Origin of the sequence: Streptomyces cucumeris, assembly GCF_024295805.1 — a bacterium.
Lineage (GTDB): Bacteria > Actinomycetota > Actinomycetes > Streptomycetales > Streptomycetaceae > Streptomyces > Streptomyces cucumeris.
Map to the genome: position 1 here is coordinate 1 of NZ_JANCLX010000065.1, position 22,525 is coordinate 22,525.

A 22,525-nucleotide genomic window follows, 5' to 3' on the forward strand; every position below is an offset into this window, starting at 1 on the left:
GCCAACTGAGGCCGCGACAAAGGAGGAAGAGACGAGCCAGCAGCCGAAGGCGAGGGTTGATAAGCCACCCCGAAAGCCTCCCACGCACAACGCCAGCACACCCACTGAACTTACGAAAAGATCAGTAAGGGCTTGCAGATCATCAACACGTCGTCTTGATCATGCTGCTGGAGTCGCTGCTCAGGACTCGAACCCGAGCCTGGAGGGCTGTGAGGGCGGAGGGCGGAGTGGCCGCCGGCGGGATGACGATGCTGTGCGCCTTGAGCAGTCTCCTGATCTTCAGCAGAGTGCGATGCATAGCGGTCCGGCTGCTGCCGAAGAGCACGGCGAGGGGTTCCGCGGCCAGGGCTACCCGCAGGTGAAGGACGGCTGCCAGGACCTGGTCGGAGAAGGCGAGCCGGGGCGGGCGGCCGCGCCTGACGTCGCCGTCGGGAGCCAAAGTGTTGGTGAGATCGCTCAGTTGCTGCCGGGACATGCCGGTCAGGGCGGGGTCGGACAGGAGAGCGTGGTCCCACTCCGGGGCCGGCTTCTGCGGAGCTCGGGGTGCTGGGATGGCTGGGCAGGGCTGGGGGTGCAGGGCGTAGTTCCAGTCGCCGTGGAAGGCGTGTCGGGTCAGTGGCAGGGACGCCATCTCCGCGTGGCCGATCTGGACTCCGGTGGGGTAGACGTTGGTGTCCAGCTCGGCGATGACACGCAGTCCTGTGCGGGTGGTGGTCGCGGCGATGGACTGGACAATGACTTCATGGCTGGTCAGCGGACGGCCGCGCCAGTTCATGGTGATGTGCGAGAAGAGCCGGTGCTCGATCTTGTTCCATTTCGATGTGCCCGGCGGCAGGTGGCAGACGGTGATCGTCAGTCCCGTTTCGGCCGCGAGCCGGGCGAGTTCGAGCTTCCAGGCCCGGGTGCGGTAGCCGTTCGAGCCGCCCGCGTCGGCGGTGATGAGCAGTCGCGTCGCTTGCGGGTAGGCGGCCCGGCCCTGGCCGGACCACCAGCGGCGGATCGATTCCACCGCGAAGGCGGCGGTGTCGTGATCGGTGCCCACGTTGACCCAGCCGGTGTTCGCCGCGAGGTCGTAGATCCCGTACGGGACGGCCTTGCCCAGCTGGGGGTCGGCGAAGTCATGGACGTTCACCGGCACCGGATCAGCCGCAGGCCGCCACTGGCGGCCGTTGTTCTTGAACTCGCCGACGAGCTCCTTCTTCTTGGTGTCCACGCTGATCACCGGCTGGCCGGCGTCCCGGTGATCACGAGCCTGCTCGTTGAGGTAGCGGAACTGGGCATCTCGGTCGGGATGTTGGCTTCCCTCGATGGTCTTGGCGTTGGCCTGCAGACTGAAGCGTTCCTCCCGCAGCAGGTCCGCGACGGTGTCCGCACTGACTTTGTGCCCGGTCCGGGCCAGCTCCCGCGCCAGCGTGCGGGTCGACTTCACCGTCCACCGCAGGGGCGACATCGGATCGCCTCGCTCGTCCGGCTCGACCAGCGCCAGGAGGGCCGGCCGCAGCCCCGGATCGAGGTCTGTGACCCTCTTGCGGCCTCCGCCCGGTCGCCGCACCCGCCCCAGAGGCTCCTCGCCGGCCTCCAACTCGGACACGCCCTTGCGGACCGTGGTCTCACTCACCGAGGCCGCCCGCGCGACGGCCCGAACACCACCGTGTCCCAGAACACGGGCCTCTGCGGCCATCAGCAGCCGTCGTTGCCGTTCATCCAGATGCGGGAATAACACCGCGAACTTCATGGCGAGTTGGGCACGGATCTCGTCCGGGATGCGCATACCACATCAACGAGCCATGGGACGGGAAGCAACACCTTGATGATCTGCAAGCCCTAAGGGCTGTCCCGTAATGGCCTCCGGTGTGATGGTGGCCAGGGCGGCTCCTCCTATCCGGCCAGCGTGAGATTGTGCAGACGGGCGATGCCGAGCATGGGTTGTGGACACCGTCGCCTTGGAGGCGGCAGTCTCGCAGGATCTTCCACGCCTTCATGCGGGCGAAGGCGTGCTCGACGCGAGCACGGACGTTCCGGTGGGAGATGTTGTGGTCCTCTTTCCAGGCTGGGAGTTCGGTCTGGCCGGGTTCGCGTCGGTGCGGGATGACCAGTCCAGTCCCCCGGTAACCACCGTCGGCGATCACCGTGGTGTGACCGACAGCGGCCTTTGCGCCGGAGATTTCCCATGCCTTGCCGTCGTTGCGGTTGCCCGGGACAGGCCGGCCGACGGCGACAACGAACCGGGTGTCGGCGTCGATGACGACCTGGTGGTTGGTCGAGTAGCGGTAGTTTTTTGACTGCTCGGCGACGGTGTGGTCGCGGGTGGGGACCAAGGTGCCGTCCGCGATCAACACGGTGCCGTCGCGGAACCGCTTACGGGGCTGGAGAGCGAGTAATGGCCCGAGGTGGTCGATGATGCGGCCAGCGGCCGACTTCGACACCCCGAACAACGACGCCAACTGCCGAAAGGTCAGGTTCGTCCGCCAATACGCGACGACCAGCAGGACCCGGTCCTCCAGCGGCAAGCTCCACGGCCGGCCCCTGCGTGCCTGGTCGGTTCTTTCACGCCGCAAGGCTGTGATCAGCTTGCCGAACTGCTGTGGGCTCAGCCCGGTGAACGGGGCTATCCAGGATGACTTCGACGCCGTGATCACACCAGACACGTGGGAATGATCCCGGAGGTGAACAGCCACCTGACGCTGATCAGCCCGCCTCCGCTGGCAGGACCCACCGAGGCGTCCATCAGCCACCGCAACTCGGCATCCTGGTAATGATCCGCGGCGCCAGACCATGCCAGGCCACGACCTGCCGGATGTGGACGGTGACAGCCGGAGTGACTTCGCGGGACGGCACCGCAGCTCACCAGCCAGTGCGCACAGCGGCCTGCGCCAGCGGGCCCCGGTCTCGGTGCGGCCGGATCTCCCCCGGCCCGGCGTGATGCCGTTGAGTAACCCAAAACCAACGTGGCGAAGGTAAAAATCGACACCGTGTAGACTTTCTGGGCGGGGAGCAGTTCTGCTCCCCGCGAGACCTTCCTGGAGGAGCAATGCAGAGGCAGAACTGGCTCATCACCGGCGTCAGCACGGGCCTGGGACGTGCCTTCGCCCAGGCCGCCCTGGCTGCCGATCACACCGTTGTCGGTACGGTCCGCTCCGAGGAGGACCTGCGGGCCTTCGAGGGGCTTAAGCCCGGTTACGCTCGCGGCCGCATCCTGGACGTGACGGACGACCGCGCCGTCTCGGATGTGATCACGGAGGTGGAACGAGGCGTCGGCCCCTTGGATGTCGTCATCGCCAACGCCGGCTACGGCCTGGAGGGCACCTTCGAGGAAACCCCGCTGGCCGAGGTGCGGCGGCAATTCGAGATCAACGTATTCGGGGCAGTGGCCACCCTGCAGGCAGCACTGCCCCACATGCGCCGACGCCGCCGCGGACACCTGATGGCCGTCACCTCCATGGGCGGCCTCATGGCCGTGCCCGGCATGTCCGCCTACTGCGGCAGCAAGTTCGCCCTGGAAGGCATCCTCGAAGCACTGGGCAAGGAGGTCGCACAGTTCGGGATCCACGTGACGGCGATCGAGCCCGGCTCCTTCCGCACCGACTGGGCCGGACGGTCCATGACACGCGCCGCGCGGACCATCGACGACTACGACGAGCTGTTCGATCCCATCCGTGAAGCGCGGCAGAAGGCAAGCGGGAACCAGCTCGGCAACCCGGCCAAGGCCGGAGAAGCCGTCGTGCGCATCGCCTCGGTCGACCAGCCGCCGGCCCACCTCGTCCTGGGCTCGGACGCGCTGCGGCTGGTCACCACTGCGCGCACTGCCGTGGACGAGGACATCCGCGCATGGGAGACGCTCTCCCGCACGACCGACTTCGATGAGGGTGCTCAGCTCTGATGCCCAGCCACCACCCCGCGCGGAGCCGACGCAGCACCGAACGCAAGGGCGATCTGCGGGAGCGGGCCATCCTGGACACCTGCGAAGCCCTGCTCGCGCACAAGGGCTACAACGCCATGACCGTCGGCGACATCGCCCAGGGCGCCGGCATCACACGCGGCGCCCTGTACTTCTACTTCGGCTCCAAGCAAGAAGTAGTTGTGGCACTCGTGGCGCGTACCGTCGAGCAGCTGTGGGAGCGGTCCCGGACCACCGCGCAGACCGACGAGCCCCGCCAGGCCATCGCAGAAGCCATGCAGCGCACGGTAGAGCTGTGGAACGAGCACGGCCTGGTCATGCGCACGGCGATCGACCTGTCGTTGACTGTGCCGGAGATCGGCGAGCTGTGGAGCCATACAGCGGACTTGTTCATCACGGCCATCACCGCCGTCCTGGAACGGGCCGGCATCCAAGCCGGCACCGAACCAGAACAAGCCTCAGCGATGGCACGCGCCCTGTGCTGGATGATCGAGCGGACGTTCTACCACGCCTCACAAGAGTCCCGCGAGACGCTGCAAGAGGCATCCGCGACCTGCGAACACCTCTGGCTGATCAGTGCCGGTCTGACCACCTGACGGACGTGGCGTGACGGTCAGGCGCGAAACCGAACCCCGTGGCTTCCAGCCCTACCGTCCATTGCGCTTCCCCGGTGGAGACCCCACGAGGCACAACGGCGAGAATGCGCCCCCTGTCCAGCACGCTGCCGTGCCCGGCGACCAGATAGCCGACCGGCACCTCGCCGAAGCCGGGGTGCGGGCGTCCGGCCACGGCGGCGTCCGCCACCCCCGGAAGCCGCCGCAGCACCGCCTCCACTTTCGAAGGATGGATGTTCACCCCGCCACGAATGATCAGATCACTCGCCCGGCCGGTGACCGCCAGTTCACCGGAAGCATCGATGCTGACCAGGTCGCCCGTGCGGAACCAGCCGTCGCGCAGTACCTCCGCGGTGGCTTCCGGTCTGCCGTGGTACCCGGCCATCACCCCGGGCCCGCTGACCCACAACTCGCCCTCGCCCGTGTCCCGGCCGTCGGGGCCCCCACCGACCCGGACCCGGGTGCCGGGCAGCACCCGGCCGCACGCCCCGGACGCCGTCGCCTCGCCCGGCGCCGCCATCGTGACCGGGCCCGCCTCCGTGCTGCCGTAGTGCTCCAGATAGGGGACGCGGCAGATCGCCTCGAAAGACTCGCGGAACCCGGGCCCCGCCGCAGCACCAGCGCTGACGCAACCCCGCAGCGCGGGGGCGCCGAGACCGACGCCGTCCCTGCCGCCGTCCTTGCCGCCCTCCTCGCTCCGGACCGCGTCGAGCAACGCCGAATACGTGGTCGGGACCCCACCGAGCAAGGTGAACGAGGCGTCCCCGCGACGCAGTTCGCTGAGCGCACACCTGCCACCGAGAACCGAGGCAGCAGCACCGCGCTCGCCCCCACCGCGGTCACCCCGAGGAGGCACGCCACCTGGCTCATTGCGTGATGGAGGGGCAACGGCCACAGCACGTGGTCCCGTTCGGACAGGCCCAGGACACCGACGAGGCCCGTCGCGACCGGCGAGAGACGGTTGCGCTGGGTGGACAGGACGCCCTTGGGCGCGCCCGAGGAGCCCGAGGTGTAGAGCAGCCAGGCCACTTCGTCCAGAGCGAGATCGTCCCGGGCGGGCATCCGCGGAGACGACCCATCGTTGAGGATGACGGCACGGTCCACCTGGTTGCCTGCCGACGGGGATGGCCGATCCGGCGCGGGACAGCCGGGCGACGCGGGGCGGTGCCTCGTGCTGGTCAATACGCTCCCGCCTGGCCCACAGCGAAGCGCCCCGGACGAGTGCAGCGAGACCGTCACCGTCTTTGGGCAGCGGGCCCCTACCTTCTTCGCCAGCCCCGGCATCACCGTCGAGAGGACGTTGACCAACAACGGGGCCTGCTACAAATCCCGGCATTCCGCGCATGCCCTGCACGCGGCCGGTGTCACACACAAGCGCATCCGGCCCTACTGACCCCAGACGAACGGCAAAGGTCGAACGCTCCAACCGCACCCTGCTCGACGAATGGGCCTACCAGCGGCCCTACCGCTCAACCACCGAGCGGACCCACCAGCTCAGACCCACGCTTGGAAGGTAGAACAAGCTCGGCGTCGCCATGTTGTCAGTGGCATCGCGCACCATCGGATGCGACAGGACCCGACCGACCGGAGCAAGGGGCGGGCTGTGACCAAGAGGAGGACCCCGTGCGCACAGTGCTGGACGACGAAGTAGACGTGTCCTACAGCCAGATCTACGTGAAGAGTGAGGAGGCGCCCGACTTCGGCGGCATGGACGACACGTTCGGCGGGCAGAGCAACGGACTGTGCGGCGCAGCCTGGCCCGGGACACTGTGGCTGGTCACCGGACTTCACTACGGCGGGGTCGGCTTCCGGGTCGAAGTGCATGACGAGTGCCCGGAGTTGGACGACAGCTGGGAGGAGATCGTCGTGGCGTCATACCGTCCCCTCGGGCGCGCATCGCTGGCGGAATGGGGTGGCGGAGAGTCCTGGGAGCTGGGCCTGGAGGATGTGGACTACCGGGTCCGGTACTCGGCTTCCGGGATGGACCTGGCATTCGAGGCGCACACCCGGGAGGACGATGCGCCCGTGATCGACCGCTACCTGCTGCAGTTCTGGCCCTGCCCACCGGAGCCGGACCAGGTGGTCAAGCAGACCGGCGGGACCGCCGCCTACTGGCACGAGACGGTCACCAAGCTGCCGCCCCCGAGCCTGCCCGGCCTGGTGGAGGAAGCACGGTTGAAGGCCGAACGGGAGGAATGGAATCGGGAGGCGGAGCGGATACGGACCGAGGTCGTTCCCGAAGCCGTCCACTGGGGCGGGACACTGCCCAGCCCGGCGCTGCAACAACTGTGCGGCGGCGCACGTGAGATGGCCATGGCGGAGCGGGAGCTGGCCGAGGCGCTCGCCGCCGAGAGCCCGCAGCGCCAGCGGGAGATCGCCGGCTGGGTGGCTCGCCGCGCCTACCAGGAAATCGGGCTCGCCGAACTGGACTGGGTGGCACCCGCGTTGACCGACGTGGAACAGGGCCGGCCGCTTCCGCCGCCGTTCCACGTGGTGGCACTGGCCTGGCAGCGGCTACAGTCCGATCCCTCGGTGCCGCAGCGCGTCGCAGCCATGGCACGGGAGGGGATCGACCAGAAATCGCCCATGAGTAATGCCGTGTCGACACTGTTCGCCGCAGCCCAGCCCGACCCGTTCCAGGCGGCACTGGCGGCCCTGTACACAGGCATCGAGGCGTTCGGCACGGAGCGCCGATTCCTGCAGGACGAGGTCAAGGAACAGTTGGGCGTCGACTGAGTCGTGAGCAGGTGTCTTTCGATCTCCCCCGTGACGCTCACGGGCCTCTTGCCGAGCACCACGTCACGGGAGCGGAGCGAGGGGTGGTAACTGCTTGTTGCGGTTGTCGTTGCGCCACGGGATGCTCGGGTCGCCGCCGCGTCCGATGAGCCGCGTGCCGCCGGTGTCAATCCGAGGGGAGGCGTGAGTGTGGTGAGCTCGGCGCTCTGGCGTCCCGTCACAGCCCGCTGTGCGCGCCGCCACGGCGTAGGGCATCGCCCAAGCTCAGTGCGGCCGGTTGTGGGGGCAGGCTTCGGCGGCGGACTTCAGCACGGTCTCGACAGGGGTCTGCCAGGACGGCCAGCGCTCCACGTCGGTCTGCAGCTTCCAGACGATGCGCAGTGGGGCGTTGATCACTATCTCGGTCCGGTGGCGGACGACAGCGTCGGGGTCGACGCCCTTACCGCGGCAGGTGAGAGACTTGCCGGGGCGGGAGGTGTGGGGGCCGGTGGCCCCGGTGGGTGCGGCAGCGGTGCCGAGGAGACCGAGGACGAGCAGGACGGTTAACAGGGTGGCGCGGATGCCGGTGCCGCGGGTGCCGGACATGGAGTTCTCCTTGTGTCGTTCGGGTGGAGCGCCACCACCTGCTTCGGCTGCCAGCGGCCACGATCTCATCGCCCCATGAGGACATCGTTTCTGAGGGTGTCGCGCAGGTCCTGCAACGCGGTTACCAGGGCTTGGCCAGTTTGGTTGACGGGCGTGAGGCGGTCGATGACGGCGCGGCTGCGGACGGTGTCCTCCGCGTTGATGCGCTCCATGATCTGAGCCAACGTCGACTTCAGGCGGGTCTGGTGTTGCAAGTGATGGTGGTCGACTGCGTCGATCAGTAGCCGCCCCTGGCCTTGGGTGACGTTCTCGAAGGCGCTACGGGCCTGCTTCACCTGTTCGTCGATCATGTCCTTGCGCTCCTGGCGTGCCCTTTGGACCTTGGACTCACGGTCCTTGAGGACATCCGTGACTTTGGCGACGGCGATGGCTGTCAGGACGGCGGCTCCGGCCGGAACCGCGATAGTGGCGAGGCTGAGGCTGGTCGTAAGCCACACGGCTCCCGCGGCGATGGGGCTGGCAACGCCGAGGGTGTTGGCCGCGGCCTGCACCACGCCGTAGGCCGTCAGGGGCTGGCGGCCGTCAGCCTGCATCGGGAAGTAGCTTGTGTCGAGTGGCTCAGGAGAGACCAGCTGAGAGCCGGTGTCTACGCCGAGGTCCGCCCGGAGCAACTGCCTGGCGCTTGCATCGAACGCCTGCAATTCGCGTTCCCACAGGGTTGCCGGGCCCCCAGGTGAAGTCATCCACTGGCTGAACAGCTGGACTTGAAGCACGTCGACCTCGTTGGCGTGCTCAGCGCTCAGGTTGCCACTGTCGATCAATGGGTCAAGTTGCTGGTGCAGTTCATCGGCCAAGCCGTTGAACGGCCCCCGAGCTGCGCGGATCCTGCGCTGCAGTTCGCGCCCGAGTTCGGTCCGGATGCGATCCAGGGAGCGCTCCGCGCTCGCTATGCGACCCCGAAGGCTGTCTTGTTGTACCTCTAGGTCCTCCACGGCCAGCTGGTGGGTATCGAGCATGTCGGCCAGCTGGCGCTGGCGGCGCCGTACGAGCCAGCGTGCTTCGTCGGCGACCTGGCGGAGATGCGCATGCCCTGCGCCGGACTCCATCAGGCTCTGGAGGTGGTCGCGCAGCGCCTCCATGCCGCTGAGCCGCCCCAGGGCGCTTCCGTCGTCGCCCTGGGCGTTCTTGAAGTCCGCCTCGGCTTCCCAGGCGGCCGAGACCGGCAGGAACCCCTCCCCGATGAATTGACCACCTGGGGCGCCAAAGTGTGTGCGTAGGTAGTCGTTGTTCGTGGTCAGTACGCTCTTCCAGGCAGCCTGTCCCTGCTCGCGCTGGGTCGCCAGGTCGATCCCGGTGAGGGCCCACAACACCCTTTTGTTTGCGTTGCTTTGCATGTGGTGGGCGTACAGGTCCCGGATGAGCTGGAGCTCATTTGAGGTAAGGGCCGAGGTCGCGTGACTGACATAGATGAAGCAGTCGGCCTTTGCCCACGCCTCTCGCATGATGAGTTCGTGCTCCGCGATCGGCGACTCCGAGCCGGGCAGGTCGAAGAGCTTGACCGGCAGGCGAGCGTCGGCGATGAGCACCTCGATCGATTCGACACGGCGGTTGATGTGCTCGCGGCGGCGGTTGGTGACGTCGCCGTCCGCCGCTCCGTACGCGGCCACCACGGCGGGCGGCAGATCCGAACCGATATCTTCCACCCCGCCACCTGCGAACCTCACGCGCAGTAGTGCCCGGCCCGAGTCGTTGTCGGAGGGATCATCTCCCACTGGGATGACCGTGCATGGACATGCTGTGGTCGGGCGCGCCGATGACGGAAGGACGCCAAGGAACTCTGCCGATGGCATACCGTCCTCGTCGGTGATGGGGACGTACTCCAGGCCGCCCTGCAGACCGCTGATCAGGAAGCTCTTCCCGGACGACTGCCGTCCGAGCAGGGCCACGTTGAGCATGGATGACAGGGCGCGTGTGCGCAGGTCTTCCAGCCGCTCGGCATCTCCGGCCAGGCCAGCTGTATCGGGAAGGAGGTCGCGCACCCCCTCTTCGTCACACAACCATCGCCCGCAACGGCTCAGCAGGTGTTTCAGTTCGTCCCGGGCTTCCTCCACTGGCATCATGCCGTACTTCTATCGCAAGACGCCGCCGTGCACCTGCCGAACGAGTCAACGCCGCGCGGTCCAAGGGGAGTTGTGATGGCGCGGCTCCGACCATCACGACTGCCTCGACCGGCATAGGGCCGGTCGTCGCGTCCTGCCTGGCTGGCGCGGCGACGACCGGGCCACCTACAACCGGACGGTTGAGCGGAGTTTCGCCGAGCTGTTTGATGTCAGGTGCCATACAGGTCCGCTCGGGGCGGCTGGCCGACATCCACGCGATGGGCGAAGGCCGCGCAATGCACACGCCAGGAATATCTGCGCTCCGCCAGTAGAGCAGCGTCTCCGCAATGCGATGACCCGGGACGGCTTCGAAGTGGCAGGCCACGAAAAAAGAGACCCGGCAACCCCATACCACCACCCTTGGCCGGGGACGCGCGGTGCGGTTGCCCCTGCCCGGACATCTCACCGGTCTGGTGGGGACAGGTGAGCCGGGTTTTGCAACTGTTCGCCGACATCGCTCGATCCGGCGCTCTCGCGCAGCCAGCGGTCAGTGCCTCGTGAGCACCGACCATGCCGCTGCGACGGCCTACTTGGGCGTGACGCATAGCCATGGGCGTGCTCCGAAGAGTGCGGCTGCTGGTGCGTCCAGACACGGTGCTGCACTGGCACCGCGACCTTCTCGCACGCCGCCATGCTGTCGCCTTCCGGCCCAAGCGCTCGGGACCTGGAACCCTCCATTCCATACGGGCCCTTGGGGTTGCGCCTGGCGCGGGAGAACCCCAGCTGGGGATATCGCCGCCTGCACGGCGAACTGCTCGTCCTGGGCGTGGAGGTGGCCGCACCCACCGCCTGGGAGATTTTACAAGAGGCTGGACAACCATCATTTTCCCAGAAGAAGTAAGTGAAATCAGGATGAGTCACTTTATTTCTGGTTGAGTGCGATGATTTTCCTGCTTTTTGCAGAGGGATTGCCCTTCCGGCGGCATACATCTCGTGATGCCGGGAATACGCCCCGCCGGGCACGGATGCCTTGTCTGCCGTCTCAGCACCGGAGGTTTCGTTATTTCTGCGCATCCTGTACAGAAATTCGGACACAATCCAGTCGACGTCCGGGACACCGATCACTACACAGAGGAGTACGTACCCAGTTTCGTCGAAAAGTGGGACTCGCTCATCGATTGGGATAGGCGGACGGAGAGCGAAGGAACGTTTTTCATCGACCTCCTGCGGGAGCGTGGCGTCAAAAAGGTGCTCGACGTGGCCACTGGGACCGGTTTTCATTCGGTCCGGCTACTCGAGGCTGGATTCGAGACCGTGAGCGCCGATGGCAGCGCCGAGATGCTTGCCCAGGCATTCGACAACGGGCTCAAGCACGGCGAGCACATTCTCCGCGTCGTACAGGCGGACTGGCGCTGGCTCAATCGTGACGCCCACGGCGAGTACGACGCTATCGTCTGCCTCGGGAACTCCTTCACCCACCTGTTCTCGGAGCGCGACCGGCGCAAGGCGCTCGCGGAGTTCTACGCGATGCTCAAGCACGATGGGATCCTCGTCCTCGACCAGCGCAACTACGACGCGATCCTTGATCGCGGCTACACCAGCAAGCACGTTTACTACTACTGCGGGAAGGACGTCGCCGTCGAGCCGGAGTATGTGGACGAGGGGTTGGTGCGCATGCGCTACAGCTTCCCCGACAAATCCGTTTACCACCTGAACATGTTCCCGCTGCGCAAGGACTACACGCGCAGGCTCATGCAGGAGGTCGGCTTCCAGCGGATCGAGACGTACGGCGATTTCCAGCACACCAACCGGGAAGAGCGGCCGGACTTCTTCATTCATGTCGCGGAGAAGGAATACCGGATCACGGCCGAGCCGCCCATGGAATATTCCGAGGCCGTGGGGACCGCGCGCGACTACTACAACTCGGCGGATGCTGACGCCTTCTACTCCCAGGTCTGGGGAGGAGAAGACATTCACATCGGCATCTACGACCGGCCTGACGAGCCGATAGCCGAGGCCAGCAGACGCACCGTGGAGCGCATGGCGCGACAGCTCGACCTTACGGCCTCATCCGTCGTGCTCGATCTCGGGGCGGGTTTCGGCGGCTCCGCACGCTACCTCGCCGAGACCTACGGCTGCCGAGTCATCGCACTCAACCTCAGCGAGGTGGAGAACGCCCGTCACCGTGTGCTGAACGCCGAGCGCGGACTCAGCGAGGCCATCGAGGTGGTGGACGGCTCCTTCGAGAACATCCCACTCCCGGACCAGAGCATCGACGTGGTCTGGTCCCAGGACGCCCTGCTGCACAGCGGCAACCGCGACCGCCCCCTGGAGGAGGCCGCCCGTGTGCTGCACCCGGGCGGCCACTTGATCTTCACCGACCCCATGGCGGTGGACGGCTGCCCGGCCGAGACACTGCGCCCCATCCTGGACCGCATCCACCTGGAGGATATGGGCTCGCCCGACTTCTACCGCCATGAGCTGGCGCGACTCGGATTCACCGAGGTCGGCGGCGGCTTCGAGGAGCACCGGGAGCAACTGATCACCCACTACGCCCGGGTGCTGGACGAGACGCGGCGTCAGGAGGCTGACGGCCTGGCCGACAAAGTGAGCGCCGACTACCTCGCGCGTATGAAGAAGGGTCTCACCAACTGGGTCGAGGGCGGCAGGAACAACCATGTGACGTGGGGAATCTTCCACTTCACGCGATAGCCGCGACGGCCGGGTGCCGGACCGCCCGCCACCCGGCCGCACCAGGGGCATACGGCCGCCGTGCCCAGGACGAGGGCGATTTTCGGCTCCGGTACTCGACCTCAAGGACCGGCTCCTGCCGTCGACCGACGCGGAGGTCCCCGTCGAACGGCTGCGCGGCGACCTGCGCTACCCCGACCGGCTCGCCGACCTGCTGCTGCCACGCACCGCCGGGCGGCGTTGGGTGATCCTCGCGGAGGGACTGCTGACCTACTGACGCGGGACGCCGTGCGGGAACTCGCCATCGCCGTGGCGCGCCTAGGGACGGGCGCGAGCTGGATCTGCGATGTCCTCTCCGCTTCCTCCGCTCCGTAGCCTCACCCCAGCCTCGCGGGCCGCCGGGACACCACTGGAGATGCACGGCCTCACCGACCTGTCCGTCTTCGACACCGGCGGGTGGCACTGGGAGCAGTTGGAACTCCCTCCCTCCGCACGGCTGACGACCACGGCGCCCACCGCGAGCCGGATGCTGCCCGACAGCGTGCTGCGGCCGCGCCGCGGCGAGGACGTCACGCCCTGAAGCTCCGGTAACCGAGTCACCCGTGCTGACATCCTGGCGCCGAGGGGCCGGAGCGGATGGCCCGACTGCCCCGGGCGGCACACCGGTCTGCGCCCTCCTCACCACGCTGGAACAGCCAACCGTCGCCCCCGCACCGCCCGGCCCCCGCCTCTCCCCCGCCACCCCAGGCACCGATCTGCTCAGCGCGGTCCGCCTCCTGGAGAGCAACTCCCAGCACCGGCGGGTCGCCACCGCTGCCCGTCCTCGCCGGCAACCCGCACACCCCGCGCACCGCGGTCACCGCGGTCACTCACTCGAACTCTCCCAGATCAAACGCCAGAGCGGCACCCCCACCCGTCCTAGGCAAGCTCCTCTACGATTCCTATGACGGGGGCAAGGAACGGACAATAGCCGCCAAGCTCCCGGAAGAACGGCGTGCGGAGGCGGCACCGCCTCCGCAGTGGCCTATGGATGGAGTTTGACCTCTCGACCGCCCTGCCGAAGTGGCACGTCGTCTGCCCGGCCGTCAGCCTGATGTTCTACCCGTCACGGTGTGCGGTACAGGCGGCTTGACGCCTTGTGGTTCCACAGCGGCAGCGCGGGCGAACGCCGGATTACGCAGGAGGCCCTTGCCTTCGGCAGGATGGGCGCATGACTGAGATCCACACACCCCGCCTCCTCCTCCGCACCTGGCACGATGACGACCTCGCTCCGATGGCGGACATCAACGCGGACCCGCGGGTCATGCGCTGGATCGACGGAGGTTCGGTGCGCGACCTGGACCACACGGCCGAGGACATCGAGCGGTGGGAGGAGGAGTGGGACGAGGAGGGCTTCGGGCTCTTCGCCGTCGAACTGCTGGCCTCGGGCGAACTGATCGGCTTCACGGGCCTGTCCGTGCCCGTGTTCCTGCCGGAGGTGATGCCCGCTGTGGCGATCAGCTGGCGGATCGGCTCACAATTCTGGGGCCAGGGGTACGCGTCCGAAGCCGCCCACGCCACACTGGAGTTCGCTCTCCAGGACCGCGGCCTGGACCGCGTCATCAGCATCAACCGGGTGGGTGACAACGCCTCCGAGAACGTCATCCGCAAGCTCGGCATGGCACCCGAGCGGGAGACGGCACACCCGGCGTACGGCTACCCGCTGCGCGTTCACGCCATCGACCTCACCGAGTTCCAGGCATGAACCAGCCGAGCCTTCGATCACCACAAAACAGCCGACCACTGTTCCCACATCCCCGAGGGTACGGACACCCAGGGGCGGATGGTGTCTTCCCGTCGCTGAGCTCCGCTTTCACGGAACCGGACACACCCGAGACGGACGCCGACCTGTGGGAGATCCGCAGCCTGCTGACCATGCTCAACACCGCGACCAAGGAACAGCAGGCACTGGCACGACGCATCGAACAGCTGGCCACCGCCGCTCCCCCACCCTTAGCGGTCGCCCGTGCCCTGGCCCATACAGCAACTGCCGTCACCGGCTGCCCGGCCATGACGCCCGGAGCTGAGGGCTCTGTTCAGAACCGCTGACCGCGAGTGTCAGGGCCTGGCCACCGGTGCCTGCAGTTCAGTCACCCACTGGTCCCGGTCTGGCGGGCACTCCAGGCTGATCTCCCGCGGGTATCCGGTCGACTGGTAGCCGTTGCCGTCGATCCAGCGGGCCAGGGCCTGGGCCGTGGGCAGCACCGTGTCCATCGACCCGTGGTGCACGATCGTCGCCGCCCGGTCGACGGACGGCAGGTCGAGCACCTGGAAAGCACCGTCCTGGACAGGGACCGCGACCTCGACCGCGGCATGGACGCTGATCCGGCCGCCGCCTTCCGGGGCATCCTCGTAGTAGGCGACCCCGGGGCCCGCAGGCGTGACGCCGGCCGCCTCCAGACGCCGGAACAGCTCCTGATAGAGGGGTCCGATGACCGGGCCGATATCTGCGGGTTCAAAGCTCGCGGCCGTTGCGGTCAGCTCCGCGACCCGGATCGCCGGAAGGCTCTTGAGGACCACGTCGTTCGTGGGCATGTGCCCCTCGCTCTCGATCGACCGGAGCCTCGCCTCGACCTGAACGAGCCGCGCAGCGGCCGCCGCCATACCGGCCTCCAGCTCGGCCCGCCGCAGCCGCAGCATGGCGCGCAGCTCCTCCGTGCTGACCTCCTCGTCCAGGATCCGCCGGACCTGCTGGAGGGTGAGGCCGAGATCCTTCAGCGCAATGACGCGGTTGAGACGGGTGAGCTGGGCAGCCGTATAGGAACGGTAGCCGGTGGCGGGGTCGACACGGGCCGGGCGCAACAGGCCGGTTGCGTCGTAGTGGCGCAGCATCCGGACCGAAACGCGACCGTGCCGGGCGAAGTCTCCGATGGTGAACATGATGTCTCCGAGTTCAGCGCCTGACACGGTGTGAGAGTCAACAAACACCCGGGCCGGCACGCAGCAACCGCCGACGGTAGCCCAGACACCGGTCATGTGAAGTGCCCCGCCGGGAAGAGCCACCACATGCGACGGCCTTGTCGTCCCGGTGGCTACCGGTCCCCCGTGTAGGGGGCGGTGTGCGCGCTGGGCCACCCACCCGCCTCACCAGCACGCCGCTGGCGCCCGCAGAAAGGGGGGGCTCCAGCGGGAGAACCGGGCGACCACGCTCTCGGGCGGTCCCGCGGCGGGCCGGCGATCAGAGTCCACCTGGCAGCCGACGGCCGGTGCCGTCCATTGTCACTACTGCTCGCAGCCGGACACCGCCACGATTTCTGCATGAATTCGGCGATGGACCTTCCGTTGTCGCGCGGACAGTCTGTGCCACCAGTGACTGCAACCGCCAGAGCAGAAGCGCTCGCGGCGGCGCGCGTCGGCAAGCGTGAGCACCGCGATCAGCAGCCTGAACCCCTTGCGGCGCTCGTCGAGAGGCGCGAGACCGGCGATTTTTCCCAGTTGCTCGTCGATCCGGCCTCGTGAGATCAGCACTGCAGGCGTATGCGTCGGGCGCAGCCCGGCACGGCGGATGCTCTCCGGTGCGTCCTCGGCGACAGCGCCGGCCTGGACACAGTGATGACGCAGGAACAGCAGCACCTCGGACTGCTCTTCCCAGCCGAGGCCGTCGAACCATTCGATGCCCTCTGCCATCGGGCGCAGCCCCTGCGCGAGCTCGTTGAGCAGGACGTCGCGTTCGTTCATGCCTGCCTCCCGTGGGGCAGAGGCCGCCTTGCAGCGTTGATCAGGATTCCGAGGAGCACCGCCAGATCGGCTGCGCCTCCGGCGTCGACCTCGAAGCAGCGCCAGAGGTCTTCCTTGTCCCGGTAGGAGCACATCCATGCTGTCACCAGCCCACGATGACATAGTCCTCGATGTCTTCCTCGAGTCGATGTCTGAACTATGTTGAAGGATCGGGCCACGCTGATGGCAACAGATGAGGCGGGGCGCGTGGTGAAGAGGCCCTCGAAACCAGTGACAGGCAGGATGCCGGCCAACCTCAAGCGTGGTAACGCGCATATGGTCCTGGAGCTCGTCGAGGAAGGCATGGAGGGCAGCTGGTAAGTCCCGGTGCTGCTTCGTGACGACAACACGTACCAACTCGAATGCCGGGACGGGGTAGCCGCCCAGCACTACCAGACGCGCACCACTTCCCAGGAGAAGGTCTTGACCGCCATGCTCGGCTGGGCGGCTGGGCGGCTGGCAAGGCGAGCTGGAAGGACGGCTTCATGTGGAACAACATCAGCTCACAGTTCGAGGCCGATGACATCCGGCATCAGGGCTGACACGACCTTCTCGGCGAAGGGGCAGGTTCAATCGCCCGAGCCCCCACCAGGTCCTGATGCCGATGGCAGAAGGACGCCCCGAACGGGACGAGCCCCTAACGCTGAGATCACCCCCGGCCAAACTTCAGGCCAGGACCTGGGGGACGGTCAACACGGTGGGGGTAGTCGGTGGAGCATCTCGCACAGCGGGCGCGAGCCCCCGGCCCACTCACCCTGCAGTTGCCGGTCTACCAAGTGCAAAGGCTGGGAGTGCGCCAGCGGCAGGCACTTCGAGATGAAGTGACCGTTCGCCGCCAGGACGACGACGTCTGCACGTGCGGCTGTCGCGCGGTCCCGTTGAGCATGTGCAGATCCGGAGTGTCGACCGCCGAGCCGGACAGCCCGTTCCGGCGGTGTCTGCGCTGGATCAGCCTTCTCTGCTCTTCGCTCTCACGGGGGTAGGGGGATCCGTGACTCGCCGCCAGAGCTTCAGAAGTGTCAGGGGGTGGAGCGGTCGGCGACCGCGTGTCAGGTCACCAGGGCGCCGGTAAGATCAGCGCTCTCATGGGGAGTGAGACGCGAACATCAGGGCGCGGCGGTGAGGGGCAGAGGTACGCGCTGACCTCGGATGAGGACGACACTGACTTCTGGGGCTTTGCTCGCGAGGCCGAGGGGTTGTTCACGCCGCTTCCGGACGAAGCGGGGGCACGTCGAGTACACCTCGCGGGCTGTCTCCCGCGAGGTGGCCTGCTGAGGAGCGTTGGCCACGTCGGCAGTCGTCGCGCCTTGGCGGGGAATGCCTGGTTCGAGCTCCTCGGCGGCGACGGTGCCACCATGGGGTCCTACTTCGTCAATGAGGTCACCGTCATCAACGTCAAGCCCTCCGCCTACGGGGCCGGCCTCGTCGACCTCACGATGACGCTGTGGTGCGAGAACGCCGTGGCCGGAGCGGAACGAGTATGGGATCTGATCCGCACGGGTCACCTGAACCGCACCGGTATGTGGCACGAGCTCGCCCCCGAGGACAGAAGGGCATGGCTTTCGGTGGCGCTGTGGTCCCGGGAGTACCAACGCCAGGGGAAGGCCGACGCACCCGCAGGCCAGGTGTTCACCTTGGACGGTCGGCACATCGCTGACCAAGACAGCTTCTACTGCGCCATCGGTGAAGCCATCAACGGCCCCGGCGGATACTTCGGCTGGAACCTCGACGCTCTGAACGACTGCCTGAGGGGCGGCTGGGGTGCCACCACGCCGTTCACCTTGCACTGGGATTTCTCGGCCCAGGCCAGTGCACGGCTGCGCGAGCGTGTGCCCTCAGGAGAGCGCGAGGTTGCACTGTTCGACCTGCTCCTGGAGATCCTCAAGGAACAGCGCGTGAACGTCATCCTTCGGTGACAGCCTGATCAGTCCTGAGGGCGACGGACGTGTGCAAGCCAAGGTGGACGACGGTTCGTTTCGATCCTATCCGCCTCGATGCAGCGCGGGACCTCCCGGCTCACCTCCGCCTGCGCGGAGAGCACATCTGTCAGTGCCCGGCAGCCGTCACAGTGAGGTCTCGGCGTGCACGTTCTGGTCGTCGGAAGCAGATGGAAGCGGCGAGTGTCTCCTCTTCCTGCTGGAAGAGGAGGTGCAGGTAGCGCGACCTCTCCGTCAAGTCGTTGTCCTGCCATGGGAAGGGAAGGTGTCCTGGTGTCCTGGATTCTCGGTGAAGCTCAACTGCTGACTCGGGACTTCGCCGTCCGCTGACGGTGGAGCGGATCCCCGCCCTCGATGGCCAGGGCGACCGCGGCAGGCTTTGCTACGACGGCTTCTGCTCCCGATAGAGCACGAGGTGCTCGTGAGAGCGAACTGCGTCCCGGATGTCGCCCGGTGTAATGAACCCGATGTCCTCGGCATAACCCGGGTCGCAGTCCTGGTGGGCCGTCAGCGGCAGGCCGGCGGAGCTGCAAGATCCCCGGCAGAGCCCAGGTTATGGCTGAGCGCTGGGCGCGGGCGCGTTGAGATTCTTGTGGACAGCCCGAGCGATGCCTTCGATGGTGGTGATGCCGTCGTCCATGGTGGTGTTGTCCTGCGAGAGCACCGTGACCGTGTAGTCGTGATCGCCACCGGTGAAAGCGCCGAGGCTGTGCACACGCCAGCCGTTTGTGGCCCGCTCCAGCCAGCCGTTCTTCACATGCACCTGTGCGTCGCTCGGCGCACCGGCCGGAGTTCCCCAGCGCTGCGAGGGGACGACTTCGCCTGTCAGCTTCAGGATGTAGGCGCGGGAGTCCTCGCTGAGTACCGGGTTCGCGTGGGTCACCAGTTGGAGGAGCTTTTCCTCGTCGTTCGCGGTGATCTGGGTGAGGCCCCAGTGACCCTCGCTGTCGAGCGTGGTGTTGGACATTCCAGCGGCCTGCAGGAATCCGTTGATCTTGTCCGTCCCGAGCTGCTTCCACAACGCGGTGGTGGCATCGTTGTCAGACTTCGTGATCATGGCGGTGGCACGGTCCTGCTCTTCCTGCGTCAGGGCGCGATCATCCTTCTGCGCGTCCCACAGCAGCGTGGCGAGCACGGTCACTTTGACCGTGCTGGCGGAGTCGAACTTCCGGTCCGCATCGAATGTGCAGGTGGTGTTGGTGGTGCGGTCATGGAGGCTGATGGCAGTGGTCGCGGAGGTGGCGTCCAGTGCGGAGTTGATGTCTTTGGCCAGCTTGTCGGCGAGTTCCGGCTCGTCCGAGGTGCAGATCGCCGCTGGCGGAGCAGCTGCGTGAGCTGACCCCGCCGAGGCGATCGTCGGCACGAGTGCCCCTGCGGCCAGCGCCGCCCTTGCCCCCAGGGTGGTGCGGGTCGGCTGGGATATTCGTCGGTGTCGCCCCATGGTGCGCTTGTCCATTCGTCGGGAGTGCAGTTCGTCGCGCGGGTGTCTTCGCTTCGCTGCGAAGGCATTTCCGTGCTCTCGCCCTGGATGACGTGTCAACGGCGGACGAGGTGGAAGAACGCCTCCGATGGTCACAAGAACACTCCACAATCGACACAGTGCCATCACCTCCGTAGCTCGGCGGCCGGGGTTTTGGCGCAGCGGGGCAGGGCCGAAGTGTCCACGGGTTCATGACCGCCGGATGGCCCCGCCGGTAGCCATGCCGCTCGATGTGGTGCGATCCCATCAGGCGCGGTGATGCCTCATCAGGCGGGCAGGGCTCAACCATTGATTGCCGCTTTCCCGCAGTGGTGGCTACGCTCCCGCATGCCGGACGCCGTCAAGGGTGCGTCAGCGGCACATCAGAAGAGGGGCGGAGTGACCGAGCCGGAGGCGGCGCAGCGCTATCTGGACGGGTACGCGGAGATCCCGGCCGAGGTGTCCGCCACCGGGCGCCGTCTCACCCGGGAGGAGCTCGACCAGCGCCGTGCCCTTGGGGAGCGGGCTGCCGATGACGGGCGCAGCCTGCGCAGTCTCGTGCGGGATCACCTCGCCGCCACCCGTGCTGCATGGCCCGGCGGCCCGGGTTCGACCGGCAGTGTTCTCGCTGCCGTGGAGCAGGCCGTCGACGCCTTCGCCGAGGGGTACGAGCGGGCGCAGTGATCTGGGGCGGTTGGCTGAACGAGCAGAGCGATTCGGTCTCCGGCTCTCCCATGCTCATGCGGTCGCCGTCACCCACGGGCCTGAAGCGTACGACGACACCGCCCCGGTCACCCGGCCGGGCGGAGGCCACTCTCCTCGCGTATTCGACTGACGCGTACGCATGGTGAGTGAGGTGCCGGGGTCACCGTGAGCGGCCGCCAGGTGCGTAGCGGGGCCAGGTTCCTCCGGCCTCGTCGGCGATCCGGGTGGTGGTCTCGTCGTGGTGGCCGAGCATGTGAGCGACCACGGGTGCGGGGGTGTCACCGGCGTCTTGGAGGTCGACGAACAGGACCATGACGATGCGGTTCACGGCGATTCCCCAGGACAGAGCGGGATGTTACGGGATATTGACGTGACCGAAGGCCGCGGAAGCGGTGTTCACCATGGGCCGACCGGACGAAGATGAACACCCTTGAACACACAGGGGTTGGCTGTCCATGCGGCCCGGGGAGCACGATGAGGGCGGGTGGGTCCGTCGGTCTGCCGCGACGGTCGTGGCGCTGGCCGGCCGCACGCACCTGACCGGTGGTGGGCGGGCGGGGGCGGGGGGGCGCCGGGGCCGCCCCCCCGCCGGGGGGACGCGGCGGGCCTGCACGCCGCGCCGGGGGGTGCCCCCCCCCCGCGGGGGGGCCCCCCCCCCCACCACCGGTCAGGTGTCAGCACTTCGGCATGTGGACCACGGAGTCGAAGTGGTTCGCTTCGGCCCAGACGGGATCCTGGCTCGCGTCAGGGATCTTGTACCACCCGGTCGTGGACATGCAGATGACCGGGGCGCTCTCTCCCTTCCGTATGCCCCTGCCCACCTTCGGAGAATGAGTGGTGGCCTCCTCGTAGGTCGGGGCATTCTCGAAGGCGTGCACCCAGATCTGCCCCTGCGCCTTGGGAGCCGGGGCCTGACTGACCGCGTGGGCCACCGGCGACAGCACCGCCGCCAGCGCGAACCCCACGCCTGCCACTACCGCGCTCCGCGCAAACTTCCTCATGGTCAAACTCCTTGAAGGTCCGAAGGCCATCGGTCTGGACACAGGTGGTTGTTCGCAGGCCGGACCTCTCTCAGGCACCACGATCACCTGCGCCTCCACCCTGTTGCCCCAGGATTCAGGTTTGCCCAGGCCAGGTCGTTAGCGCTGACTACACAGCCGCATTGGCGATGAGTCCACTCAAACGGGAACTGGCGACCTTCATCCCCGGGAAGGGGGCCAGCGAGGGTGCGATGACAGACGACGCGACCAGATGACACCCATCTCGACCAGTCACAGCATCCGCCAACTCAAGCGCTCAGCTTCGCCAACCATCGCGCCAACCCGCCAGTTAAAGCGCTCAGTCACAGCCGCCTGCGCCCCGCCTCAATTGACCTGACTCCGGGCTACCGACATGCGGCGACCAGTTCGTTCGAGACGCGGGGATGCCAGGAATCTCGGACGATGTAGTCCGAGCCAGGAGGATGCATGGTCCGACTTCCCGAACCAGGGCTTCAACGCAGCCCACCGCCACCCTTCGCGAGCGCTCCCTTGGGACATCCCGTGGCCGTTTCGGCAGGCAGTCATAACTCGGGCCTTCCGGGGCCTACCGCGGGGTGGCTGCCCTTGACCTCACCGAGGCAGGGGCTGCTCGATCCAGATGACCTTGCCGTCAGCCGTGTACCGGGTACCCCAGCGCTGGGCGAGCTGAGCGACCAGGAACAGGCCCCGACCGCCCTCGTCGGTGGTGCGGGCCCGGCGCAGCCGGGGGGAGGTACTGCTTCCGTCCGACACCTCGCACGTCAGCACACGATCGCGGATCAGGCGTAGCTGGATCGGCTCGCCGCCGTACCGGATCGCGTTGGTGACCATTTCGCTGATCATCAGCTCCGTACCGAACTCCAGCTCCTCCAGGCTCCACTCGACTAGGCCGTTTCTTGCGGATCATCGGGTCGTTGGACCGGGTGTGTCGTTGACTGACGTGCAATGGGCACGGATTGAGCCGTTGTTGCCGGATCGGACGCCGAAGCGGGGCGGGCGATGGCGTGATCACCGGCAGGTGATCGA

General features: G+C 67.2%; 17 protein-coding genes and 7 pseudogenes. 12 read left to right on the forward strand and 12 right to left on the reverse strand.

Annotated features, from left to right (window positions below; genetic code table 11):
* Positions 1–142 precede the first annotated feature (142 nt).
* Entirely contained in the window at positions 143–1,771 is a 1,629-nt protein-coding gene (locus tag NMK44_RS41145) for an ISAzo13 family transposase (RefSeq protein WP_254753219.1), read from the reverse strand.
* Between the two features lie 107 nt (positions 1,772–1,878).
* Positions 1,879–2,648: pseudogene (locus NMK44_RS41150) on the reverse strand (transposase).
* A 383-nt stretch (positions 2,649–3,031) separates the two neighbouring features.
* Between NMK44_RS41150 and NMK44_RS41155 the strand changes: the two are divergent.
* Entirely contained in the window at positions 3,032–3,880 is an 849-nt protein-coding gene (locus tag NMK44_RS41155) for an oxidoreductase (RefSeq protein WP_254753221.1), read from the forward strand.
* On the forward strand, positions 3,880–4,494 hold the full coding sequence (locus tag NMK44_RS41160; RefSeq protein WP_254753223.1) for a TetR/AcrR family transcriptional regulator: 615 nt from the start codon (positions 3,880–3,882) through the stop codon (positions 4,492–4,494). Before NMK44_RS41155 ends, NMK44_RS41160 begins: the two co-directional genes overlap by 1 nt.
* Here the strand turns inward: NMK44_RS41160 and NMK44_RS41170 are convergent.
* Positions 4,472–5,368, reverse strand: coding sequence for a class I adenylate-forming enzyme family protein (locus NMK44_RS41170; RefSeq protein WP_308358824.1), 897 nt, complete (start codon positions 5,366–5,368; stop codon positions 4,472–4,474). The genes NMK44_RS41160 and NMK44_RS41170 overlap by 23 nt on opposite strands.
* A 2-nt stretch (positions 5,369–5,370) precedes the next feature.
* Positions 5,371–5,574: pseudogene (locus NMK44_RS42870) on the reverse strand (AMP-binding protein); the annotation flags it as partial.
* Positions 5,575–5,699: 125 nt separating this feature from the next.
* Between NMK44_RS42870 and NMK44_RS41175 the strand changes: the two are divergent.
* Both NMK44_RS41175 and NMK44_RS41180 read left to right on the forward strand, forming a co-directional pair.
* Positions 5,700–5,996, forward strand: a pseudogene (locus NMK44_RS41175) (integrase core domain-containing protein); the annotation flags it as partial.
* 139 nt (positions 5,997–6,135) lie between these two features.
* Positions 6,136–7,248: a hypothetical protein gene (locus NMK44_RS41180; RefSeq protein WP_254753225.1), complete on the forward strand. Its 1,113-nt coding sequence runs from the start codon at positions 6,136–6,138 to the stop codon at positions 7,246–7,248.
* A 309-nt stretch (positions 7,249–7,557) separates the two neighbouring features.
* Here NMK44_RS41180 and NMK44_RS41185 read toward each other — a convergent pair.
* Together NMK44_RS41185 and NMK44_RS41190 are read right to left on the reverse strand one after the other, a co-directional pair.
* Positions 7,558–7,833, reverse strand: a pseudogene (locus tag NMK44_RS41185) (SRPBCC family protein); the annotation flags it as partial.
* Positions 7,834–7,898: 65 nt separating this feature from the next.
* The gene (locus NMK44_RS41190; protein WP_254753227.1) at positions 7,899–9,953 is read right to left on the reverse strand and encodes a hypothetical protein; all 2,055 of its coding nucleotides are present in this window, start codon (positions 9,951–9,953) and stop codon (positions 7,899–7,901) included.
* 588 nt (positions 9,954–10,541) lie between these two features.
* Between NMK44_RS41190 and NMK44_RS41195 the strand changes: the two are divergent.
* The 6 genes and pseudogenes from NMK44_RS41195 to NMK44_RS41220 form a co-directional block, all read left to right on the forward strand.
* A pseudogene (locus tag NMK44_RS41195) lies at positions 10,542–10,806 on the forward strand (integrase); the annotation flags it as partial.
* Positions 10,807–10,928: 122 nt separating this feature from the next.
* Positions 10,929–12,644: a glycine/sarcosine N-methyltransferase gene (locus NMK44_RS41200; RefSeq protein WP_489660299.1), complete on the forward strand. Its 1,716-nt coding sequence runs from the start codon at positions 10,929–10,931 to the stop codon at positions 12,642–12,644.
* Positions 12,645–12,657: 13 nt separating this feature from the next.
* Positions 12,658–12,900: a hypothetical protein gene (locus tag NMK44_RS41205; protein WP_254753231.1), complete on the forward strand. Its 243-nt coding sequence runs from the start codon at positions 12,658–12,660 to the stop codon at positions 12,898–12,900.
* A gap of 138 nt (positions 12,901–13,038) precedes the next feature.
* Positions 13,039–13,203, forward strand: coding sequence for a hypothetical protein (locus tag NMK44_RS41210; RefSeq protein ID WP_254753233.1), 165 nt, complete (start codon positions 13,039–13,041; stop codon positions 13,201–13,203).
* 630 nt (positions 13,204–13,833) lie between these two features.
* Positions 13,834–14,367 (forward strand): GNAT family N-acetyltransferase, encoded by a 534-nt coding sequence (locus NMK44_RS41215; protein WP_254753235.1) that lies wholly within the window; start codon positions 13,834–13,836, stop codon positions 14,365–14,367.
* Positions 14,364–14,711, forward strand: a complete 348-nt coding sequence (locus tag NMK44_RS41220) for a hypothetical protein (RefSeq protein WP_254753237.1) — start codon at positions 14,364–14,366, stop codon at positions 14,709–14,711. The genes NMK44_RS41215 and NMK44_RS41220 overlap by 4 nt, the downstream gene beginning before the upstream one ends.
* A 9-nt stretch (positions 14,712–14,720) precedes the next feature.
* Here NMK44_RS41220 and NMK44_RS41225 read toward each other — a convergent pair whose 3' ends face one another.
* Positions 14,721–15,542: a MerR family transcriptional regulator gene (locus tag NMK44_RS41225; protein ID WP_254753239.1), complete on the reverse strand. Its 822-nt coding sequence runs from the start codon at positions 15,540–15,542 to the stop codon at positions 14,721–14,723.
* 342 nt (positions 15,543–15,884) lie between these two features.
* A complete protein-coding gene (locus tag NMK44_RS41235) occupies positions 15,885–16,340 on the reverse strand; it encodes a DUF5958 family protein (protein ID WP_254753241.1) in 456 nt (151 codons plus the stop codon).
* Between the two features lie 1,394 nt (positions 16,341–17,734).
* Here NMK44_RS41235 and NMK44_RS41240 point away from each other — a divergent pair.
* A complete protein-coding gene (locus NMK44_RS41240; protein WP_254753243.1) occupies positions 17,735–18,295 on the forward strand; it encodes a barstar family protein in 561 nt (186 codons plus the stop codon).
* A 574-nt stretch (positions 18,296–18,869) separates the two neighbouring features.
* Here NMK44_RS41240 and NMK44_RS41245 read toward each other — a convergent pair.
* Entirely contained in the window at positions 18,870–19,757 is an 888-nt protein-coding gene (locus tag NMK44_RS41245; protein ID WP_254753251.1) for a serine hydrolase, read from the reverse strand.
* 417 nt (positions 19,758–20,174) lie between these two features.
* On the opposite strand from NMK44_RS41245, the pseudogene NMK44_RS41250 reads away from it, so the two are divergent.
* Positions 20,175–20,574: pseudogene (locus NMK44_RS41250) on the forward strand (PucR family transcriptional regulator); the annotation flags it as partial.
* Positions 20,575–20,640: 66 nt separating this feature from the next.
* Here NMK44_RS41250 and NMK44_RS41255 read toward each other — a convergent pair.
* The 3 genes and pseudogenes from NMK44_RS41255 to NMK44_RS41265 all read right to left on the reverse strand — a co-directional run.
* Positions 20,641–20,808, reverse strand: coding sequence for a hypothetical protein (locus tag NMK44_RS41255; RefSeq protein ID WP_254753245.1), 168 nt, complete (start codon positions 20,806–20,808; stop codon positions 20,641–20,643).
* A 346-nt stretch (positions 20,809–21,154) separates the two neighbouring features.
* Positions 21,155–21,481, reverse strand: coding sequence for a hypothetical protein (locus NMK44_RS41260; RefSeq protein ID WP_254753247.1), 327 nt, complete (start codon positions 21,479–21,481; stop codon positions 21,155–21,157).
* A 609-nt stretch (positions 21,482–22,090) separates the two neighbouring features.
* Positions 22,091–22,387: pseudogene (locus NMK44_RS41265) on the reverse strand (ATP-binding protein); the annotation flags it as partial.
* Positions 22,388–22,525 lie beyond the last annotated feature (138 nt).

Excerpts from the sequence above, each read along its gene's own strand:
- NMK44_RS41260 (WP_254753247.1), bottom strand. The coding sequence starts at position 21,481 with ATGAGGAAGTTTGCGCGGAGCGCGGTAGTGGCAGGCGTGGGGTTCGCG.
- NMK44_RS41160 (WP_254753223.1), top strand. The coding sequence starts at position 3,880 with ATGCCCAGCCACCACCCCGCGCGGAGCCGACGCAGCACCGAACGCAAG.
- NMK44_RS41190 (WP_254753227.1), bottom strand. The coding sequence starts at position 9,953 with ATGATGCCAGTGGAGGAAGCCCGGGACGAACTGAAACACCTGCTGAGC.
- NMK44_RS41200 (WP_489660299.1), top strand. The coding sequence starts at position 10,929 with ATGCCGGGAATACGCCCCGCCGGGCACGGATGCCTTGTCTGCCGTCTC.
- NMK44_RS41225 (WP_254753239.1), bottom strand. The coding sequence starts at position 15,542 with ATGTTCACCATCGGAGACTTCGCCCGGCACGGTCGCGTTTCGGTCCGG.
- NMK44_RS41220 (WP_254753237.1), top strand. The coding sequence starts at position 14,364 with ATGAACCAGCCGAGCCTTCGATCACCACAAAACAGCCGACCACTGTTC.
- NMK44_RS41235 (WP_254753241.1), bottom strand. The coding sequence starts at position 16,340 with ATGAACGAACGCGACGTCCTGCTCAACGAGCTCGCGCAGGGGCTGCGC.
- NMK44_RS41215 (WP_254753235.1), top strand. The coding sequence starts at position 13,834 with ATGACTGAGATCCACACACCCCGCCTCCTCCTCCGCACCTGGCACGAT.
- NMK44_RS41210 (WP_254753233.1), top strand. The coding sequence starts at position 13,039 with ATGCACGGCCTCACCGACCTGTCCGTCTTCGACACCGGCGGGTGGCAC.
- NMK44_RS41145 (WP_254753219.1), bottom strand. The coding sequence starts at position 1,771 with ATGCGCATCCCGGACGAGATCCGTGCCCAACTCGCCATGAAGTTCGCG.
- NMK44_RS41245 (WP_254753251.1), bottom strand. The coding sequence starts at position 19,757 with ATGGGGCGACACCGACGAATATCCCAGCCGACCCGCACCACCCTGGGG.
- NMK44_RS41155 (WP_254753221.1), top strand. The coding sequence starts at position 3,032 with ATGCAGAGGCAGAACTGGCTCATCACCGGCGTCAGCACGGGCCTGGGA.
- NMK44_RS41240 (WP_254753243.1), top strand. The coding sequence starts at position 17,735 with ATGGGGTCCTACTTCGTCAATGAGGTCACCGTCATCAACGTCAAGCCC.